The sequence below is a fragment of the Roseixanthobacter glucoisosaccharinicivorans genome (genome assembly GCF_043195095.2).
In the GTDB taxonomy this organism is placed as follows: Bacteria; Pseudomonadota; Alphaproteobacteria; order Rhizobiales; family Xanthobacteraceae; genus NCEH01.
Window position 1 is genome coordinate 2,568,852 of sequence record NZ_CM195538.1, and the last position, 19,727, is coordinate 2,588,578.

14 protein-coding genes, 1 tRNA gene and 1 pseudogene are annotated in these 19,727 nt (G+C 65.2%); 5 read left to right on the plus strand and 11 right to left on the minus strand.

Going from position 1 to position 19,727, the window contains the following annotated elements; translation table 11 throughout:
* Positions 1 to 88 precede the first annotated feature (88 nt).
* Positions 89 to 1,096, plus strand: coding sequence for an alpha/beta fold hydrolase (locus tag V5F78_RS11715; protein WP_394067904.1), 1,008 nt, complete (start codon positions 89 to 91; stop codon positions 1,094 to 1,096).
* 272 nt (positions 1,097 to 1,368) lie between these two features.
* Here V5F78_RS11715 and V5F78_RS11720 read toward each other — a convergent pair whose 3' ends face one another.
* The 6 genes from V5F78_RS11720 to V5F78_RS11745 form a co-directional block, all read right to left on the minus strand.
* Positions 1,369 to 1,833, minus strand: coding sequence for an arsenate-mycothiol transferase ArsC (locus V5F78_RS11720; RefSeq protein WP_394067902.1), 465 nt, complete (start codon positions 1,831 to 1,833; stop codon positions 1,369 to 1,371).
* A gap of 1 nt (position 1,834) precedes the next feature.
* Positions 1,835 to 2,320, minus strand: coding sequence for a UPF0262 family protein (locus V5F78_RS11725; RefSeq protein ID WP_394067900.1), 486 nt, complete (start codon positions 2,318 to 2,320; stop codon positions 1,835 to 1,837).
* Positions 2,321 to 2,324: 4 nt separating this feature from the next.
* Positions 2,325 to 3,632, minus strand: a complete 1,308-nt coding sequence (gene hisD, locus V5F78_RS11730) for a histidinol dehydrogenase (protein ID WP_394067898.1) — start codon at positions 3,630 to 3,632, stop codon at positions 2,325 to 2,327.
* A gap of 114 nt (positions 3,633 to 3,746) precedes the next feature.
* Positions 3,747 to 4,196: a DUF2948 family protein gene (locus V5F78_RS11735; RefSeq protein WP_394067896.1), complete on the minus strand. Its 450-nt coding sequence runs from the start codon at positions 4,194 to 4,196 to the stop codon at positions 3,747 to 3,749.
* Between the two features lie 128 nt (positions 4,197 to 4,324).
* A complete protein-coding gene (gene murA / locus V5F78_RS11740; RefSeq protein WP_394013787.1) occupies positions 4,325 to 5,614 on the minus strand; it encodes a UDP-N-acetylglucosamine 1-carboxyvinyltransferase in 1,290 nt (429 codons plus the stop codon).
* Between the two features lie 152 nt (positions 5,615 to 5,766).
* Complete coding sequence (locus V5F78_RS11745) at positions 5,767 to 5,961, minus strand: hypothetical protein (RefSeq protein ID WP_394067895.1); 195 nt, start codon at positions 5,959 to 5,961, stop codon at positions 5,767 to 5,769.
* Between the two features lie 230 nt (positions 5,962 to 6,191).
* Here V5F78_RS11745 and V5F78_RS11750 point away from each other — a divergent pair.
* Positions 6,192 to 6,267 (plus strand) — tRNA-Thr (locus V5F78_RS11750).
* A gap of 166 nt (positions 6,268 to 6,433) precedes the next feature.
* Here V5F78_RS11750 and V5F78_RS11755 read toward each other — a convergent pair.
* Positions 6,434 to 7,276, minus strand: coding sequence for a helix-turn-helix transcriptional regulator (locus V5F78_RS11755; protein WP_394067893.1), 843 nt, complete (start codon positions 7,274 to 7,276; stop codon positions 6,434 to 6,436).
* 91 nt (positions 7,277 to 7,367) lie between these two features.
* Between V5F78_RS11755 and V5F78_RS11760 the strand changes: the two genes are divergently transcribed.
* Complete coding sequence (locus V5F78_RS11760; protein WP_394067892.1) at positions 7,368 to 8,264, plus strand: SDR family oxidoreductase; 897 nt, start codon at positions 7,368 to 7,370, stop codon at positions 8,262 to 8,264.
* An 80-nt stretch (positions 8,265 to 8,344) separates the two neighbouring features.
* Here V5F78_RS11760 and V5F78_RS11765 read toward each other — a convergent pair whose 3' ends face one another.
* The 3 genes from V5F78_RS11765 to V5F78_RS11775 are packed head-to-tail and all read right to left on the minus strand — an operon-like array spanning position 8,345 to position 17,153.
* Positions 8,345 to 10,153: a ShlB/FhaC/HecB family hemolysin secretion/activation protein gene (locus V5F78_RS11765; protein WP_394067891.1), complete on the minus strand. Its 1,809-nt coding sequence runs from the start codon at positions 10,151 to 10,153 to the stop codon at positions 8,345 to 8,347.
* Between the two features lie 4 nt (positions 10,154 to 10,157).
* Positions 10,158 to 16,316, minus strand: coding sequence for an MBG domain-containing protein (locus V5F78_RS11770; protein ID WP_509276223.1), 6,159 nt, complete (start codon positions 16,314 to 16,316; stop codon positions 10,158 to 10,160).
* 60 nt (positions 16,317 to 16,376) lie between these two features.
* Entirely contained in the window at positions 16,377 to 17,153 is a 777-nt protein-coding gene (locus tag V5F78_RS11775; RefSeq protein ID WP_394067888.1) for a helix-turn-helix transcriptional regulator, read from the minus strand.
* Between the two features lie 173 nt (positions 17,154 to 17,326).
* Between V5F78_RS11775 and V5F78_RS11780 the strand changes: the two are divergent.
* A pseudogene (locus tag V5F78_RS11780) lies at positions 17,327 to 17,521 on the plus strand (DUF4172 domain-containing protein); the annotation flags it as partial.
* A 257-nt stretch (positions 17,522 to 17,778) separates the two neighbouring features.
* Here V5F78_RS11780 and V5F78_RS11785 read toward each other — a convergent pair.
* Positions 17,779 to 18,237, minus strand: coding sequence for a MarR family winged helix-turn-helix transcriptional regulator (locus V5F78_RS11785; protein ID WP_394067886.1), 459 nt, complete (start codon positions 18,235 to 18,237; stop codon positions 17,779 to 17,781).
* A 57-nt stretch (positions 18,238 to 18,294) separates the two neighbouring features.
* On the opposite strand from V5F78_RS11785, the gene V5F78_RS11790 reads away from it, so the two are divergent.
* Positions 18,295 to 19,413, plus strand: coding sequence for an FAD-dependent oxidoreductase (locus V5F78_RS11790; RefSeq protein ID WP_394067884.1), 1,119 nt, complete (start codon positions 18,295 to 18,297; stop codon positions 19,411 to 19,413).
* Positions 19,414 to 19,727: the final 314 nt, after the last annotated feature.

Here is a 19,727-nt window from a genome sequence, read left to right on the forward strand (position 1 = left end):
TGGCGTTGCCCTCATCCCGATGCCGCCGACCCTTCATAAACCGCTGCTAGAAGGCGCGCCGGGGGGATTTGGAACGAGGACACGCGCGATGCGCCTGAGTTTCGCAGCCACCGGTCTCCTGCTCGCCCTTTCCACCCTACCGGCCGCCGCCCAGAGCGGCATCGCCTACGGCCCCGAGCTGGAGGGCTTCGACTATCCCTACCCCGTGGGGCGATTCGACTTTACCTCGCAGCGCTTGCCGCTGCACATGGCCTATATGGACGTGAAGCCGGTGCAGGCGAACGGACGCACCGTCGTGCTGCTGCACGGCAAGAATTTCTGCGGCGCCACCTGGGAAGGTGTGATCGCCCCGCTCACTAAGGCTGGGTATCGCGTGGTGGTGCCGGACCAGGTCGGCTTCTGCAAATCCTCCAAGCCGCAGGATTATCAGTTCTCGCTGCACCAGCTCGCCGCCAACACCCATGCGCTGCTGGCGCAGCTGGATGTGGAGAAGCCCATCATCATGGGTCATTCCATGGGCGGCATGCTGGCGATCCGCTATGCCCTCACCTTCCCGCAGGATGTGTCGGGGCTGGTGCTCGTCAATCCCATCGGGCTTGAGGACTGGCGCGAAAAGGGCGTGCCCTCGCTGACCGTGGACCAATGGCTCGTCGGTGAGCAGCGAAACAATTTCGAGGGCATGAAGAAATATCAACAGAACACCTATTATGCCGGCACCTGGAAACCCGAATACGACAAATGGGTGGACATGCTGGCCGGCATGTATCTTGGCGTCGGCAAGGACAAGGTGGCCTATGATCAGGCGCTCACTTCGGACATGGTGCTGAGCCAGCCGGTGGTGCACGAGTTGCACAACATCAAGGCGCCGACCTTGCTGCTCATCGGCCAGAAGGACAACACCGCGATCGGCAAGGCCGCGGCGCCGGCGGAAGTGCAAAAGCAGCTTGGCCATTATCCCGAACTCGGCAAGGCTGCGGCCAAAGCGATCCCCGGCGCGACCCTGGTGGAATTCGCCGATCTCGGCCACGCGCCGCAGGTGCAGGATCCCGCCGCCTTCAATGCGGCGCTGCTGAAGGGGCTCGACCTGATGCACTGACCGAGCTCGTGGGGAGGGCGGGCGGCGGCTTATGCCCCGACAGGAGTGCCTGCGCCCAGCAGTCCCCGCGTGGCGGCGCGCGGCGCGCATGTGCGGCGGGCCTTATCCTTCCGGCTGGCCTGCTGGCGGCGCGGGCGGCCTTCCCCCTCCCCGACCCTCCCCCGCACGCGGGAGAGGGAGCTCAGCGGCGCTTGTCACGCTCCCGTGCCCCTTGTCCATTTTACCGTGAAATTCGTTTTCCCATGAAAAAGGCCAATCGGGAGGATGCTTCCTCAGCCCTGGCGAAACCGGGCGCGCACGTGCCGCTCCAGTTCGTCCCGCACGGCGCGATAGGCCTCCAGCCGCTGCGCGCGATTGCCGGTCTCAAGGGTGGGGTCGGCGGTGGGCCAATATTCCACGGCGAGCGCATTGGTGCGGGTGATTTCCAGCGCGCGATGGTGGGCGTCCGGCGACAGCGAGATGGCGAGATCGAAGCCCAGCCCCTCGAGTTCGTCCAGCTCCTCCACGCTCTTGGGGCGGTGGCGGCGCACGTCGAGGCCCACTTCTTCCATCACCGCGGTGACGAACGGATCGGCCTCGCCCGCGATCACACCGGCCGAGCCGACATAAAGCGACTTGCCGAACAGATGCTTCGCCCAGGCGGAGGCCATGACGGAGCGCACCACATTCTGCCCGCAGATAAAGAGAACCGATTGCGGCCGCGCTGAGCGCGAAGGTACCGCGGGAGGCTCGTCCAACTCATCCTCTCCAATGGAGCGCGCAGATCAGGGTAAACAGGCGGCGGGCGGTGTCGAAATCCACCTCGATCTTGTCCTTCAGCCGCTCCAGCAACAGTTCCGACCCTTCGTTATGGAGTCCGCGCCGGCCCATGTCGATGGCCTCAATCTGGGTCGGCGACGCGGTGCGGATGGCGTCGTAATAGCTCTCGCACACCAGAAAATAGTCCTTCACCACCTTTCGGAACGGGGTGAGGGACAAGTGGTGCTGCACCACCGGATCACCACTCTCGCGCTTGATATCGAGTACCAGGCGATTGTCCACGAGGCCGATATGCAGCGTGTACGGCCCCTCCCCCGGATCGGTCGCGAGCGCGAAGCGATTGTCCTCCAAAAGATCATAGATGGCGGTGGCGCGCTCGTGCTCCACATCCGGCCCGCCACGACCGATGGAGGTGTCGTCGAGGGTGACGTTACACAGGCGGTCGGTGCGGGAGCTTTGCGTCATGGCGTCAGGCGTCCGGGCTGCCGGCGTTGGAACGGATGAGGACCGAGCGCCCGTGGGCCTGCAGGCGCTCCACCTCGGCGAGACGCACCGCCGCTCCGCCGATCACGCGCAGGGCTTCCGGCGTGCATTTCAGCAGCGAGGTGCGCTTCATGAAATCCAGCACGCCGAGCCCGGAGGAAAAGCGGGCCGAACGCGCGGTCGGCAGGACATGGTTGGTGCCGCCCACATAATCACCGATGGCTTCGGGCGTATAGGCGCCGATAAAGATCGCACCCGCGTGCCGGATGCGGGCGGCCAGCGCCTCGGCATCGGCACTGTGGATCTCCAGGTGCTCCGGCGCCACGCGGTCCACCAGCGGGACGGCGGCGGCGAGGTCGTCCACCAGAATGATGGCACCGTGGTCGCGCCAGGAGGCGCGGGCGATCTCGGCGCGCGGCAAGGTGGCGAGCATGCTTTCCACCGAGCGCTCCACCTGTTCGGCAAGCGCGGGACTGTCCGTGACGAGGATCGACTGGGCGGCCGTGTCATGCTCGGCTTGCGCCAGCAGATCGGCGGCAATCCAGTCCGGATTGGCCTCCCCATCCGCCAGGATCAGCACCTCGGACGGGCCGGCCACCATGTCGATGCCCACCTTGCCGAACACCTGCCGCTTGGCGGCGGCCACATAGGCATTGCCGGGCCCGACGATCTTGTCCACCGGGGCGATGGTCTGGGTGCCGTAGGCGAGCGCGGCCACGGCCTGCGCGCCGCCCACGCGATACACCTCGTCGACGCCGGCAAGACGGGCGGCGGCCAGCACCAGGGGGGCAATCTGCCCGTCCGGCGCCGGCACCACCATGACCACGCGGGGAACGCCCGCGACCTTTGCCGGCACGGCGTTCATCAGCACCGAGGAGGGATAGGCGGCGGTTCCGCCGGGAACGTAAAGCCCCACCGCGTCCACGCTGGTCCAGCGCTGGCCGAGTTCCACGCCGACCGAATCGGTATAGCGCTCGTCCTGCGGCTTCTGCCGCGCATGATGGGAGAAGATTCGAGCCTTGGCGAATTCCAGCGCCTCGCGCGTCTCGGCCGGTATTGAGGCCAGCGCGGCGTCGATTTCCGCATCGGTCACGCGGAGGCCGAGCGCGGCAAGGTCGACCCGGTCGAGCCGGGCGGAGATTTCGATCAGGGCATCATCGCCCCGCGCGCGGATGTCGGCGATGATCTGCGCCACGACAGCGGCGACATCGGAATCGGTTTCCCGCTTGCTGGCGAGAAACGCGGCGAAGGCAGCGGGAAAATCGCTCTGCTGGGTATGAAGACGGATCGGCATGCCGTCTCCCTAGAGCATGTGCCGGAAAAGTTGAATGCCTTTTCCGCTCCGCTTTGGCTCAGGGCGGGTGCGATGCATCACGGGACGCATCGCCCGGTCCTCGCGCTGCACCGTTCAGCCGGCTTTCAGGTCCGGCAGCGGATCGTGCTTAGGGGCGCAGGTGCACCCCCAGGCCGGGCCGAGATCGCTCAGCCGCGCCTCGATGCATTCCACCGACAGGCGGATTTCGGCCCCACCCGAGCATGTCAGCAGGATGTGGCCCGAGGGCTCGTCTGTGGGCTCGAACGTCACCGCGAGCAGATTCAGCACCGTTCCGCTCTTGCGCGGATCGAAACCACGCGCCTGCACGGCGCTGACGCGCTCGAAATGCAGGCCGGCGCGCCGACGCACCAGTTCGTCCGCCGTTTCCATCTGGTCCCAGTCGAATCGATTGAGCAGGAGGGCGAACCGGCGGCTGCTCGGCAGGAAGCCGATATCCTCCACCTTGATCACCGCATCCTGAAGATGAGCCGAGATGATGGCGAGGTCTTCGCCATCCATGGCGAGGAGCTTGAGACTTTCCATCGGCGTGCGGCCTTCTTATCGCTTCTTGTGATGAATGGCAGATGGCGACGCCCACGCCATCCATCAAGGGACAATGCGCATTTGCGTGCCGCCCCCACGCGGCGCGCAATGCTGCGCGCGCGAATTCCTCAGCCGCTGATGCGCTCGATCTGAGCGCCGCAACGCGACAGCTTCTCTTCCAGCCGCTCGAAGCCGCGATCGAGATGATAGACCCGCTGCACCATGGTCTCGCCCTCGGCTGCAAGGCCGGCGATGACGAGCGAGACCGAGGCCCGCAGATCGGTGGCCATCACAGGTGCACCGGTAAGGCGCTCCGTGCCTTCGACGGTCGCTGTATCACCATCGAGCTGGATCTTGGCCCCGAGCCGCGCCAGTTCCTGAACGTGCATGAAGCGGTTCTCGAATATGGTCTCGGTGATGCGCGAGCGGCCCTTCGCGCGGGTCATCAGCGCCATGAACTGCGCCTGAAGATCGGTGGGGAAACCGGGGAACGGGGCGGTCGTCACATCAACGGCGGTGATACCGGCGCCGTTGCGGCGCACGCGGATGCCCTCATTGGTGGCGTCGATCTCTGCGCCCGCCGCACGCAGCGTGTCGAGGGCGCTCTCCAGCAGGTCCGGCCGCGCACCGGAAAGCATCACATCGCCCCCGACCATGGCGGTCGCCATGGCATAGGTGCCGGTCTCGATACGATCGGGCAGCACGGCGTGGCGCGCGCCCCGCAGGCGCGGCACGCCCTGAATCTCGATCCGCGGCGTGCCGGCGCCGGAAATGCGGGCGCCCATCTTCACCAGGCAGTCCGCGAGATCGACCACTTCCGGCTCGCAGGCGGCATTCTCGATCACCGTATCCCCATGGGCGACGGCCGCCGCCATGATGGCGGTGTGGGTGGCGCCCACCGAAACCTTCGGGAACACGATGCGCGCGCCCTGCAGCCCCTTCGGCGCACGGGCGAGCACATAGCCCGCGTCGATCTCAATTTCCGCGCCCAGAGCCCGAAGGGCATCCAGATGAAAATCCACCGGTCGGGTGCCGATGGCGCAGCCGCCGGGCAGCGAGACCCGCGCCTCGCCCATGCGGGCCAGCAGCGGCCCGACCACCCAGAAGCTCGCGCGCATCCGTGACACGAGGTCATAAGGCGCGGTGGTATCGACGATCACGCGCGCGTCGATCTCAAGCGTCTGGCCGGCGTGGGGATCGTCTCCGTTGCGCTTGCCGTTGGTGGTGATATCGACGCCGTGATTGCCAAGAATGCGCTGAAGCAGCGCCACGTCGGCGAGGCGCGGCACATTCTCAAGGATCAGCTTCTCTTCGGACAGCAAACTCGCGATCATCAGCGGTAACGCGGCATTCTTGGCGCCCGAGATGGGAATCGTGCCTTCAAGGGAAGACCCGCCGACAATGCGAATTTTATCCATGCGCTGAACGCTCCTGGTGCCCGGTGGCCGCCCTGCCCCTCGTCACGGCCGTCGAGTAAACGCGTTGTCTAGCAAGGCTCGCCCTCGGGCACAATGATGGCCGGCTTCAATCCACCACCCGCGGGCACCAGCACACCTTCCGATGCGGAAATTCAGGCCTTTTCGTCCCGCTCGGGAGATGGCATCTCCGGAGTGACGCCCGTCGTCGCCCCGTTGCCCGTCGCAGGCCGATCGGCCTCTTCCTTGCGGGCGCGGCCCTGTGCCTTGCGGCGGGCAAGATTGGCCCGCAAGGCCTGGGCAAGGCGAGCGGACTTATCCTGCGCGGGTGTCTTCGGATCGGCGGCCATGTCCAAGGGTTAGCCGCGTCCGCACCACGAGGCAAGAGTCGCCGTACGGAAGCTTTTGCAGGGGATGGGGGAGACGCCGATGCATGGCACCCTTGAATCTCGCGACGGCTCCACGTATGAGGAGCGCCTGTTTCGGTCGTGGGGCTGCGCGGAAGCGTGGTCACAGGCAACGCAGCGCGGGGGCTGATGGCTCTCCGAAGCCCGAGACAGGAAGCCTTGAACGCTTCAGGGCCGCAATAGCTCAGCTGGTAGAGCACCTCATTCGTAATGAGGGGGTCGGGGGTTCGAATCCCTCTTGCGGCACCATTTCTCCTAGAAAATACCTTTAATTTCAGATGCTTGGTTTGGGTCCAATTACTCCGGGCCCGCATGGCGAGGTCAAAGGTTTAGTCCGCGAAACGCAGATGGCAGCGCAAGAGCTAGCGGCGATGCGGATACCCTCCTTTGCCGGACGCGCTCCGGCATTCGCAGCTCAATCGCGCTTTGGCGCGGAACCGAGCACCGATCGGATTTTCTCGGCATCGGCAGGAGTTGCCGGATTGTAGACCACCATGCCGAGGTCCGGACGGCCATCCACCGCAAACGCGGAATATTCAAACGACACCGGGCCGATAATTGGGTGTCGCAGGTGCTTGATGCCCTCGCCATGGCCGTGGACGTCGTTATCACCCCACATGGCCGCGAACTCGGGGCTGAGGCGGCACAATTCCTCGACCAGGGGCTTCACTTCCGCGGCCGCTCCCGCCCGCGCGGCGTCCGCCCGGAAGGCGCCGACCACGAACCTTGCCACGCTTTCCCAATCATATTGGGCCGCGCGGACGCGCGGATCGAGAAAGATGAAGCGCAGGACGTTGCGCTGCTCGGGCGGCAGCTTTCCATAGTCGGTCAGGATCACCGTCGCGGCCGTGTTCCAGGCGACAATGTCCCACGTGGCGGTGCGGATGAAGGCGGGGCTCGGGTTCAGCGCATCCAACACACGTTGCAGGCGCGGCGTGACACCCTCGTTCTTGCGATAGCGCACGTCGGGCGTGTGCCCGAGACCGAGCAGGAAGAGATGCTCGCGCTCCACGTCGGTCAGCATCAAGGCGCGCGCGATCCGGTCCAGCACGTCGGCGGAGGGTGCGCCGCCGCGCCCCTGCTCCAGCCATGTGTACCAGGTGGCGCTGATATTCGCTCGTTGCGCGACTTCCTCGCGCCGCAGGCCGGGCGTGCGCCGACGCGCCGGAGAGAAGCCGAAAGCCAAGGGGTCGAGCTTCGACCGCCGGTCCTTGAGATAGGATCCGAGTGGATTGTCGCTGGTGTCGCCGGTCCCCATGCTGTTAGTTTATATACCCTGATAAGCTCACTACTTTACCAGGATATCTCAGGCGCAGACATAAGTCTCCCGCACAATCAGGAGACTGCGCATGCGTGTTTTTGTGACTGGCGCGACGGGGTTCATTGGTTCCGCCGTCGTCAAAGAACTGATTTCGGCCGGCCATCAGGTGCTCGGCCTCGCGCGTTCGGATGAGACCGCGGCGGTCCTTTCGGCCACAGGCGCCGAAGTGCATCGCGGATCGCTGGAGGATCTGGACAGCCTGGCGCGCGGAGCCGCCCGATCGGATGGCGTGATCCATCTGGCCTTCAACCACGATTTCTCGAAGTTCGTCGCAAATTGTGAGGACGATCGGCGCGTCATCAAGGCGCTCGGATCAGCTGTCGCAGGCTCCGACCGGCCCTTGATCGTCACCTCCGGGACCGGCATGGCGAACACCGTGCCAGGCCAGCCGGCCCGGGAAGACGGGGCGGTCATCGGGTCCGATGTGATCCCGCGCGCGGCTTCGGAAGAAGCGGCCGCTGCCCTTGCTGTGTCGGGGGTGAACGTGTCGGTGATGCGGCTTCCGCAGGTTCACGATACCCACAAGCAGGGGCTCGTTTCCTATGCGATCGCCATGTTCCGGGAAAAGGGCGTGTGCGCCTATGTGGGGGATGGCGGCAACCGCTGGCCGGCGGCCCATGTGCTCGATGTTGCCCGCCTCTACCGGCTCGCGATCGAGAAGGCCAAGCCGGGCGCCAAATATCATGCGGTTGCCGAAGAGGGCGTGGCATTTCGGGACATAGTGGACGTCATCGGCCGGCGCCTCGATCTGCCGGTCAAATCCATTGCTACGGACGAGGTCGAGGCTTATTTCGGCTGGCTCGCAGCGTTCGTGAAGCATGACGCCCCGGCCTCAAGCGCCCAGACGCGGGAACAGCTCGGATGGACTCCGACCGGTCCGGCCTTGCTCGCTGATCTCGAACGGATGCCTGTTTCGGCCGGTTGAGCCTCACGGATCATCGCACGGTGCTGCCGTGAACCGCGCCGCCGGAGGTGGCCAACTGTGGCGCGCCTCGATCGCTCCGCTCAGTAGCTCACATAGACCCGCGCTTGCACGTTGGCATCTCCGGCTCGCGTGTAAATGGCGTCAGTGAGGGCAATGCCGGCCACAAGGCTCACGGTGAAGTTTCGGCCGAGGGTATAATCGACGCCGGCGCCGAGGCCCGCCAGCGAATAGTCCTGACGTCCCACGGGGCCGAGTAGGCCGTCATAGCCGTAGGTGCGGCCCCAGCCGGCATCGAAGAACGCATAAGGCGAGACCTGATCGCTCATGCCCCCGACGCCGAGCGCGGGCAGCAGCTCGAAAGTGGGGGTACGCAGTTCGTTGCGCCAGACAAGGCCGGTATCCACCGTTCCATCGTCCAGTGTGTAGGCGCGCGTCGCATAGAAGCCACCGAGGCTCAATTGCTCCGTGTCCGGCAGCGGCTGGCCCGCCGCAAGACCCGTGAACTGGCTGACCCAGTTGAAGCCTCCGGACAGCCGCGTCGCCCGTGCCAGCTCTACCTGGCCGTAGGCATAGGTGATGTCCGTGACCCGGCCGCCGCTATAGGTGCTCCATTGTGCGCCGTCATTGCCGCCGATCACCCCGCCGGGGTTGCCCACCAGCTTCAGCTCCAGGCTGGTGGTGCCATAGGGGTCGGCGCGCGACACCGACCAGCCGGCGACCAGTTCGAACAGGTCCGCCTGCGCCCCACCGATGTCCGCTGTCCCGAAATAGCTGGTGCGCGACACCCTCTTGCCGGTAGCCCCCAGAAGAAGATCACCGGCATAGAGGCTCGGCAGCAGATTGGAGATGGCAATGCGATAATAGATCGGGATTTCGAGCGTGGTGTTGTCGTAGGTGAAGTCGGTTAGGGGGACAATCTGGCGCGTGGCCACGTAATTGGGCACGATCTCGATGCTCTGCCGCGTGCCCGTGGCGATCACAAGCCGCCCCGCCTGGCTGTAGTAGCTCGGCTGCTCCGGGCCGGTGCCGACGCTGCTGGGATTGCTCCAGAAATTCGGGCTTCCGGTGACCTGATACGACAGGAAGCTCTGCGGCATGCCCACCAATGCCGCGCCGAAACCGGCGAAATAGCGGTCGAACCCAGTGGAATGGGTGCCGGTGTTGGACCAGCCCGCGAATGCCTGCCAGGGCTTCTGCGGCGTGACCTCCAGGGTCAGAGTGCTGAGGCCAAGGTCGTCGCCGGGCGCGAACACGCCGTTCACCGAGCGATAGGGATAGCGGTTGAGCCAGGCAAGGTCCTCATCCAGCGCGTCCACCGAGATGCGTTGTCCCGGCGCCGCGCGGACTCGGCCTGCGAGATCCGCATCCGTGCCCGCTTCCGCGCCGGACACCTTGACCGCGCCCGTTCGGAATTCCACCACGCGCAGCGTCAGCACACCCGATGTGACCTCTTGCGGCGGCAGTGTCACCGACACGAAGGGATAGCCGGCCTCGCGATAGACCTTGGCGATGGCGGCCTGGATGTCCGAAATCAGCTTGCGCGACAGGGGCCGGCCGATGAAAGGCGAGAGCGCCTGTTCCAGGGCCGGACGGGAGATATCGCCGATGGCGCCGATGCGGATGCCGCGGCCACCATGCCCAACCACGGCCTCTTTGGCGCCGATCAGCGCCAGCCCTGAAAGCTGCACGCCAAGCGTCGTGTCGTCCGGGCTTCCCGACAGGTCCTGAGGGCCGATCGTGAGGCGCCCTTGGCCGGAGATCACAGGCGGGAGGTTGCGCTCGATAGGGGCGATCACCTGCCCCAAAGCAGGCGCCGCCAGCAGCAGGGCGCCCATGGCGGTCACGCCGAGTGCGCCATGCAGAGTTAGGTCGCGCCAGGAGAAGGGCATCTCGTCACTGGCTCCGGAAGCTCAGCCAACGGCCGCTGGGCAAGTTGGCGGCGGTGGGCAGAAGTGCGCACGGGTCGCCCGACGAGGCGCCGCATTGGGCGACGTCGGGCGGCAAGGCAGGTTGGTACAGGAGGGAGACGAGATCTTTGGTGTCGAGGGTGGCGATGAACTGGTCCGCTGCGCGTGTCTCCACGAAGTCGGTCGCGCCGGGTTGGCTATCGCCGATGACTGTCAGCACGCCGGGCAAGTAGGCCAGCGCATAATTGGCCGTGGCGGTCAGCGTTCCCTGAAGGATCGGATATTGCCCCATTGCCGAACGCGCATCTGCCGGGCTGGCAAGCGCGCCCGAGAGCGCGTCGGCATTCACCAGGCCGAGGCCCCCGAGCGTGTAGGTGAAGACCGGATTGGCAGTTCCCACCGGTCGCTGCTGATTGATAGCGGCCACAGTGATCGCCCGCGGCATCACGCGGACAAGCCCCGCACTATAGTCGACCGCATAGTTGGACGAGGCGGCGAGCGTACCCTGTTCGATGACGTAGGTGCCCACGTCGGACGTGGACGCGGCGCTCGTCGCCAACGCCCCGGTCAGCGTATCGCCATTTACCAAGCCCGCGCCGCCGACGACATAGGTGAGCGCCGGCGTGGCGTTGCCATAGATCATGCTCAGGCTATCTGCGGTCACCGAAAGCGGGCGCGGGGTGATGGAGAGGTTTGCGCCGGTATAGGTCAGGCTATAGTTGGGCGAGGCCGCGAGGCTGCCTTGCGTGATGCCGTAGAAGCCCACGCCCGTCGTGGAAGACGCTGTTGTGGCCAGCGCGCCGGAGAGCGTATCGCCATTCACCAGGCCAGCGCCGCCGACCAGATAGGTCAATCCCGGAACCGTATCGCCATACACCATGCTCTTGCCGTCGGCGGTGATGCTCAGTGGCCGAGGCGTCACCGAAACGTTCGCCCCCATATAGCTGAGCGCATAATTGGCTGACGCGGCCAGCGTGCCTTGCGTGATGGCATAGAGGCCCACGCCCGTCGTGGACGAGGCGGTTGTGGCCAGCGCGCCGGAGAGCGTATCGCCATTCACCAGGCCAGCGCCGCCGACCAAATAGGTCAGTCCCGGAACCGTATCGCCATACACCATGCTCTTGCCGTCGGCGGTGATGCTCAGTGGCCGAGGCGTCACCGAAACGTTCGCCCCCACATAGCTCAGGCTATAATTGGCTGACGCGGCCAGCGTGCCTTGCGTGATGGCATAGAGGCCCACGCCCGTCGTGGAAGACGCTGTTGTGGCCAGCGCGCCGGAGAGCGTGTCGCCATTCACCAACCCGCCGCCGCCGACCCCGTAGGTCAGCCCCGGCACCGTATCGCCATACGCCATGCTCTGGCCGTCGGCGGTGATGGTCAGCGGGCGCGGCGTCACGGAGAGGCTGCCGCCCACGTAGGAGAAGACATAGTTCCCCGCGGCAGCGCCGGAAAGGGTGCCTCCGGAAGCGCTGGTGGTGTAGCTCGTTCCCACGTCGGAGGTGGAGGTCGCGTCCGTGGTCACGTCGACACCGGTGAGCAAGCTGTCCGTCTGGCCGTTCTTCCAGCCCGAGGCGCCGTAGCCCAGCGTCGGCACCGGATCTCCATAGACCATGGTGCCACTGTCCGCGGTAACGATGAGCGTGGCGGGATCAACCGTCAGGGTGCCGGTGCCATAGGTGATGGCGAAGCCGAGGTCCGTGGTGGCGCCCGAGGCGGTGATGGTGTAGCCGCCGACATCGGCCATCGCGGCGCTGCCGGTGCTGGCGAGGGTCGGGCCGGCGGTGAAGGCGCCGCTGTCGATGCCGAGATAGGCGCCGGCCACCCCTGCCGTTTCGCCGGACAGCGTGTAGGCCGTTGGGGTCACGGCATCGCCATAGGTCTTGGTTGCCGCATCCGCCGTGATGGTCACTGTGGGCTGGACGGCGAAGACATAGCGATTGCCGCTCTGCGCCACTGCTCCGTCCGCCAGCGTCCGGTTCCAGACCGCATAATTGGCACTGTCGAGGTCGCCGTAGGTGTTGCCCGTGGAGCCCGGCAGATAGACCAGCCAGCGCCCGCCGGTGCTTGCCACCGCATCCGCGCCGCGCAGGTTGACGAAGTGGCTGCCGGACAAGGTGACATTACCTCCGCCCTGGACGGTGCCCGTTGTCGCGATCTCGAGATCGCCGCCCGCCGCGATGCCAACGGTGCCGGTGCGAGTGACGGCCGTATCCACGGCGAAGGCTCCGGAGGCCGAGACGTCGAGATTGGCGAGCCCGCTCAGCAGCGTGGCCACGGCCGTATTCGAGCCATAGGCCCCGGCGAGGGCCGTCTCCATGGCGGAATTCGTCGTGGCGCCCGTGGCCACGCGCAGGGTATTGCCCCACAGATTCAGGCCCGACGAGCCGCCGCCATAGCTGGCGGACGAGGATGTATAAGCCAGGAAGCCGGTGCCGGGATCGGTGAAGCCGGGTGCGGACAAGACGTAATAATAACCGTTGGCGCCGCTGGTCGCGCGCCCGACCTGACTGCCGCCGGCCATGACCGTGACGCCCGCGCCCTTGGAGGCCGTCGTGCCGCTGTCCGTATAGGCCGTGCCGGAAATGGCGACGGGCACCTCGCCCGCCCCGTAGAACGCCTTCAGATAGGGATACAGCCCCGGTCCCGTGCCCCAAACCGTGGGGTCGAAGCCCGCGGGCAAGGTGCCCTGCAATTGGGCCGTCGTAAGCGCAGTGCCGCCCGGAAGCGTAACGCCGCCGCCGACACTGGTCGATCGCCCGGTCGTTTCACTATCCCAGTAGACATTCATTAATGTGGGGGAGTAGCCAAAAACACCGATAAGCCCTCCTCCGACACCGCCTGAGACGTAGCCAGACGCATAGACGCTGGAAAGGGTGGTTGCCTCCGCATAGCCGATAATCCCGCCTGTGGAGCCGAGGGCAGAGACCGAACCCGTCACGTAAGAATTGACGATGCTTCCGATCCAGCTTTCCCCCAGAAGGCCACCAGTAAAGTTGTACCCGGAGATTGCGGCGCTGGAATATACTTGCAGGAGATTTGAGTTGCCAGCGTAACCCGCAATGCCACCCACTTGCCCCCGTCCCACCACGGAGCCACCGAGCAATCCGATATTGGCGATCGTGGCGCTCCCCATGGCGCCGAACAAGCCGGTATAATCGGCACTCGGCCGGTTGATATAGAGATTGGCCAGCGTATGGCCCGCGCCATTCAGGCTCCCCGTGAAGGGCGTTGCCATCGACCCAACCGGCGAAAAGCCCGCGCTGCTCCACATCTGTGCGGGCTGCTGCAGGACGGAGAGATCGATATTGGCGCCCAGCGTGTAGCTGGCGCCAAGATTCATGCTCATCAACTGGAGCTGGTGGGCGTTGGCGATGGTGGTGGAATATTCCGAGCGCAGGAAGGGCCTCGTCGAGCCCTCGATCATGTACCAAGTGTTGGCGAAGTCGAATCCGGCATAAGTGGCCTGCGCGAACGCATTCGGCGTCGCGGAAGACCTGTAGATCGCAGTAATGCCGGTGCCGCTGCCCGCGCCCACGGCATTGCTCGTGCCCGAGCTGTCGACGTCCCAATACGCGCCGCTGATCGACGCGATGTCATTGCCAATCAGCCCACCGACCGATGACGAACCTGAAACGCGGCCGGTGCTGTAGACATTCGAAATGCTTCCCCGCGCATCACCGATCAACCCGCCGACATTGCTGTCGCCGGTCACGCTCCCGACACTGTAGCTGTTGCTGACCGACACCGAGAAATCGCCGCCCACGGTAAAGCCCACCAGGCCACCGACCTGCGAGGTCCCGGCGACGCTCGCCTGACTGTGGGATCCGGAAACGGACACCGCAGATATGCTCCCATTCAACAGTCCAATCAGGCCACCGGTCCTGCCGCCTCCGGAGACAGAGCCGAGGGTGTAGGAATCCGTCACGCTCCCAACACCAAAGACGATGCCGACCAGCCCGCCGACATTATCCTGCGAGCCGACGATAATACCGTCACTGAAAGCGGTCCTAACCGAGCTGTCTATCTGGTTACCAATGAGTCCGCCGACCCTTTCGCGCCCGGTGACGCGGCTGTTGGTCAGGCCGATATTGCTGATGGTCGCGCCGCTCGTGGAGCCGAACAGGCCGACACTGTCGGTGTCGGGGCGGTTGATGGTGAGCCCGTCGATGACGTGATTCAAACCGGTGAATGTTCCGGCGAAGGCCCCGATGGGCGCGAATCCTGCACCGGCGTTCCAGCCCGCCGTGGCCGAGGCGTCGATGTCGTTGCCAAGAGCGTAGAGGCCACTGGTTCCCATAGCCTGAAGGCCTGTGGCGTCGTGGATCAAGGTATAAGCGGAGCCATTGGTGGCGAAGGAGGCGGACGCGCCCGAGAGGGTGACGTGCGCGCCATTGTTCAGGCTGTAGCTGCCGCCGAAATTCAGCGCCAATCCCGCCGTCGCGCCGGTCGCGGTGATATCCGCATTGATCAGGATGCTGCCCGCCGCGGTCAGCGTCAGCACGCTGTTCGCGCTCCAGGCAATGGGCGTGGCGACCGTAATGTTGCCCGCCTGCGAACCACTACTTCCAGTAGTCACCACCACATTCGCGCCGGCAAGGGCGGCGGTAAGCGTGGTCACATTGAGGATGCTGTTATCGGCGCTGGCATCGAAGCCGGACATACCGGAACTGGTTCCCGCCGAAATGGTGAGATCGTATGGATCGAGCAGCAAGGTGCCGAAGCTGCCGCCTTCGCTGCGTAGATCGACCGTGCCGCGAAAATCCAGCACCGCCTTTCCGGAGACTTCCGCATCGCCGCCGGCGGCCAAACCGGCGCCCGTGGCGGAAAGAGAGCCCTGGAAGCTGGTGTGCGAATCGGACCACACCACCACCTTGCCGCCGGCCCCTTGCGTGCCGTCCGCCCGGATGGTGGCGCCCGGTGCCACCGTCACCGTCTCGGCATTGGCCACCGCCGCCGATAGATATTTTGTCGCCGCGTCCTTGCCGCCTTGATAGTCGCCACCCACCAGCACCAGGCCGCCCGCGGATCCGGACACATCCAGATCGGCTCCCGCCGCCAGCTCGATCTCGCGGGCCGTCACGACGATGGTGCCGCCCGTGTCCCCCTCGCCACGGGCATCTAGCTTGCTCGCGATCGTCACTTTGCCGCCGGAGACGCGGATCTCGCCGCCCTTCGCCCGTGCTCCCGAGGGCGTGGAGCGCGCCACCATCTTCTGGGTGGCGGTGACGGTGCCCCCCTCGCCGGCGGTCAGGAAAATGCGTCCGCCCTTGCTGGCGACGCCGGTGGCCTTGGTGAGGCTGTGCGTGTTGCCCGCGAGCGCATAGACGTTGCCGCCATTGGCCTTCAGCTCCACCTCGGCGGCCTTGATGACACCGGAGGTCTTCGCCTCGGTATCGGCCCCGCCGACCTTCACCACGAACTTGCCGTCGGAAAGCGCGGCGTCGCGCACCAGCACTTCATAGCCGGCCGCCAGCCCCACTGTGCCGTTGGGCGCAGTGATGGTGCCGGCATTCTCCACCTTCCGAGCGATCAGGGCCACGTCGCCGCCGAGCGCGCCGATGGTACCGTAGTTGATGACGCTGGCCTTGCTTGATCCCCGGAAGGTCATGGCTCCGCCGGCATGGAACTCCGCATCCGAGACATCGTGCGTCGAGGCCACGAACGATCCGCCAGTGGTCACCTGGCCGCCCGGTCCGACGGTGATGCCGTTGGGATTGACCAGATAGACGCTGCCGGTCGCGGAAAGCATGCCATCGATCTGCGAGCGCGAGAGGCCGGTGACGCGGTTGAGCGTGGCGCCCGCGCCATTTTCGAAGCGCACGCTGTTTCCGGCACCGATGGAGAAGCTGCCCCAATTGATAATGGCAGTGCGCGAGCCCTGGGTGATCAGCATGCTTGATCCCGAGGAAGACGAGATGGATGCCTGCCCAGACGATACGCTGCCGCCGGTGGGCAACGCTTGAGCCAGAACCGGACCAGAAGCGAAAACCAATACCGAGCTGGATAGCAGCACAATCGCGCGCCGCGAAAGAACACGCTGGCGCGGAACGTTCGCTCCAGCACCCCCCATCAGCCCCGCCATCCCAGCCCCCATGCACAGGCGAGTGTCGTTAGCCACCCTCGCGCAGCGTCGTCGGCGAAGCATAGTATCGTGGCTTTATTTTCACCATTCCTCTAAATAGAGGATACAATTATGTGCTGGAGTTCAGCTCGCACTTTGAATCCATAGGCTCATCAGCGCTGCGCGGCTGGAAACGCCGAACTTCCGAAATATACTTGTGACCCGCTGATGCACCGTTGCCTTCGAAAGGTCCAGAGCGTGCGCGATCTCGGCTTCCGACGCCTTGGTGAGCAAAAGGCGCAGGACTTTGCGCTCGGCTGGTGTGAGTAACTCTTTCGCCAGAAATAAGCCGTTGCTCAACATTAAGTGGCGATGGAACCACTTTATCCCGCGCAACGCGTAGATCAGTTCTAAAATATGCTGATCTCGGAAGGTTTTCTTGGAATAAAAACCGAAATGCGACTCACAATCATCATTAAGCGGAAAGGCAACGAATACGGCGTCGCGCGTGCCCACGGAGGCGTAGTGGCGCTTGTAGAATTCAGATGAAAACCAGCTGCGCGGCAACTCGCGCCGCAGCGAATAGCTTCTGAAGGCCCCCACCTGCTTAAGCGGCAGCAGGAAAGACGGGTCGATCTCTCTACGGTCCCAAACATCGAGGATTTCCCTGAAGTGGGTTTCATCCGGGTGGGGCTCGACCGGATGCAACGCCTGAACCGCACCGACCCGCCACCCTTGAAGCGGATCGCCGTCGGACGCGTCGTTCACCCGAATGGCGCCGGCCCATGTGGCATTCCACGCGCCCACCTGCTTGCACAACGCGCCCATGAGGTGGGTCACGGCGGAGCCGGACTGGGTCTGCTCGAAATCGGAAATTTCATCCCAAAGGCGATGGGCGACGTCCTGAAAATCCGCGTGCATGGATCGCCTGTCAGCATTAATTTCGCTAATCCCACGCTTAAGCTAGATTGTGGGACGCGTGAATAGCCGAGCGTGAATGGTAAGACGGCAGGCTTTTGCTGGCCCGGCAGCCCCGCCCACTCTTTGCGCTTCGAGGACCTGCGACTGCTCCCTTGGACCACGGGCTGGCAGGCCTCGCCCGCCTGTTTCGCGAGGGCCCAGAAGGCTTCACCGGCGGCCTGAGCGCGGAGAACTACCTCGCGATCGCCGGCACATCACGCCCCACGGCCACGCGCGATCTACGCGATCTGGTCAAGAAAGGCGCCCTGACGCGAACGGGTGAGCGTCGATACACGCGCTACCACCTGAATCCGCCGGAAACAGCTTGAAGACCATGATTTCGGAAGAAGCATAGCGCAATGGTCGGCATCCGTCGGTCAACCGGACCCAGCGGCGAAGGGTGCCTGACCCGCAGGATGCGGCAGACCGGAAATCGGCAAGAGGTCAGAAATCGGACCTTCATCCCGGAGGTGGCGGAATGCGAACCGGCAGTACGCACCAGGATAGGCAGGGCCCGGCAGCGGAATCCGGACGTCAGCGGGCGGCGACCCAGCAGAACGCTGAAGGGCCACAGGGCATGCGCTTCCTAGGAAGCCGCCCGCCTCTCCATCTCCTGGGCATTGGCGAGCACGCGTTGCAGAAGGCTGATCAGGGTCGCCACCTCCTCTTCGGACAAGCCTTGCATTGCCTCGCGATTGCCGGCCTCCAATATCGCCCGGCCGGCCGGGAGCTTTGCGCGCGCCTCGTCGGTCAGCGCGATGAGGCTGCTGCGGCGATCCCTTGGGTCCGGCTCGCGGCGGATGATCCCGTCCCGCTCCATGCGCGCCAGAAGCTGCGCCATGCTCGGCTGCTCCACCTTGGCCCAGCGCGCCAGCTCCGTCTGCGACAGCCGTGCGCCGTCCTTGAGAGCCGTCAGCACGGGCAATTGCGCCGTGGCAAAGCCCAGCTCGCGTAACCTGATGTCGCCGATACGGGCAAAGGCACGGGCAATCCGGCTGAAATAGTGCCCCGGCGTTTGCATCGGGCTCCACTCGATTTCCGCCATTGCATAGGCCCCTATGTTTGTATTATATAGGCACCTATGTAATAGGAAGAGGCTCACATGGCAACCTTACCTCGCATCGCCATCATCGGCGGCGGCCCGGGCGGGCTGATGCTCGCGCGCCTGCTTCAGGTTCGCGGCGCGCCTGCGACCGTCTTGGAGCGCGATCCGCATTCAGCTTATCGCCCGCAGGGCGGCTCGCTGGATTTGCACGTGGAGACGGGGCAGCGCGCGCTGCGCCTCGGCGGCCTTGAGGCGGCTTTCCACGCCCATGCCCGGCCTGAGGACCAGGGCGACCGCCTCTATGATCCGTCGGGCACGTTGTTGTTCGACTATGACGGCGAGGGGTTCGAGCGGCCGGAGATCGACCGCACCGACCTGAGAGCCATTCTGCTGGACTCCCTTGACGAGGGAACCGTGCGTTGGGGCGCCAGGGTGCGCGAGGTCCGACCCCGGCCCGATGGCACCTGTGATGTGGTCACTGAAGACGGTGCAGACGTCTACGATATCGTGGTCGGTGCCGATGGCGCTTGGTCTCGGGTGCGGCCTCTGCTGTCGAACGCCCTGCCCCTCTATGAGGGTGTTGTGTTTGTCGAGCTCGGCTTCGAGGCGCAGACGCACCCGTTCGTCGCGGAATTGGCTGGCAGCGGCAAGATGTTCGCCGTGGGCGATAACCGGGCCCTCGTGGCGCAGCGCAACGGGCACGGCCACATCCGCGGATATGCGGGCTGGTGCTTGCCCGAGGCGGCGGCTCAGACCCTCGTCCACCAGTCGCCAGAGCAGGTGCGTGCGGCGATGCTGGAGGTGTTCGACGGCTGGGCGCCCAAGCTTACGGACATGGTCCGGCAGGGCACGCTTCTCGGTGTTCGCCTGCTCTCTGCTTTGCCCATCGGCCACAGCTGGACCAGCCGGGCCGGCCTCACATTGCTGGGAGACGCCGCCCATCTCATGTCGCCCTTCGCCGGCGAAGGCGTAAACCTCGCCTTGGCGGATGCGGCCGATCTGGCGGAGGCCTTGACCTCCGGGCAAGGTTGGGCGGCCGTGGCGCACGCCGAAGCGATGATCGCCGCGCGTGCCAAGGTCGCCGCCGAGGACTCGGCGGCGGGCCTGCGTTCGGTCTTCTCGCCAGAGGGCGTCGCGCCAGTGCTTCAGCATTACCGTGAGCGCTTGGCGGGATAGGCTTGCCCGCGCGCTGACAGGAGAGTGGGATCGCGCGGCCGCATGGAAGCGGGGGCATTTCCCAAGCAGATGGTGCTCGGTAATCAGCCCGGCGCCCGCCCGATGCCCGCGTGTCGGGACCGGGCGGACCCCTCCTATGCTCCCCCGCTCGCCTCCCGCCTCCCCTGACTATCTGATGCGTCCCACGCTCGCCGTGGCATCCGTTTGTTGCGGCCCAAGGCTGCCTGCGCTACATAAAGTGTGTCGGAAAAGGCAGACTTGGCTTGGTCAGCCCAAGTCCTTTCGGTAACGAAAGCTCTGGTCTTTGGCTTCGG

Coding starts and splice junctions, on each gene's coding strand:
- V5F78_RS11775 (WP_394067888.1), bottom strand. CDS start 17,153: ATGCACGCGGATTTTCAGGACGTCGCCCATCGCCTTTGGGATGAAATT.
- V5F78_RS11765 (WP_394067891.1), bottom strand. CDS start 10,153: ATGCCCTTCTCCTGGCGCGACCTAACTCTGCATGGCGCACTCGGCGTG.
- V5F78_RS11745 (WP_394067895.1), bottom strand. CDS start 5,961: ATGGCCGCCGATCCGAAGACACCCGCGCAGGATAAGTCCGCTCGCCTT.
- V5F78_RS11735 (WP_394067896.1), bottom strand. CDS start 4,196: ATGGAAAGTCTCAAGCTCCTCGCCATGGATGGCGAAGACCTCGCCATC.
- V5F78_RS11760 (WP_394067892.1), top strand. CDS start 7,368: ATGCGTGTTTTTGTGACTGGCGCGACGGGGTTCATTGGTTCCGCCGTC.
- V5F78_RS11770 (WP_509276223.1), bottom strand. CDS start 16,316: ATGCTTCGCCGACGACGCTGCGCGAGGGTGGCTAACGACACTCGCCTG.
- hisD (WP_394067898.1), bottom strand. CDS start 3,632: ATGCCGATCCGTCTTCATACCCAGCAGAGCGATTTTCCCGCTGCCTTC.
- V5F78_RS11725 (WP_394067900.1), bottom strand. CDS start 2,320: ATGACGCAAAGCTCCCGCACCGACCGCCTGTGTAACGTCACCCTCGAC.
- murA (WP_394013787.1), bottom strand. CDS start 5,614: ATGGATAAAATTCGCATTGTCGGCGGGTCTTCCCTTGAAGGCACGATT.
- V5F78_RS11755 (WP_394067893.1), bottom strand. CDS start 7,276: ATGGGGACCGGCGACACCAGCGACAATCCACTCGGATCCTATCTCAAG.
- V5F78_RS11790 (WP_394067884.1), top strand. CDS start 18,295: ATGGCAACCTTACCTCGCATCGCCATCATCGGCGGCGGCCCGGGCGGG.
- V5F78_RS11785 (WP_394067886.1), bottom strand. CDS start 18,237: ATGGCGGAAATCGAGTGGAGCCCGATGCAAACGCCGGGGCACTATTTC.
- V5F78_RS11715 (WP_394067904.1), top strand. CDS start 89: ATGCGCCTGAGTTTCGCAGCCACCGGTCTCCTGCTCGCCCTTTCCACC.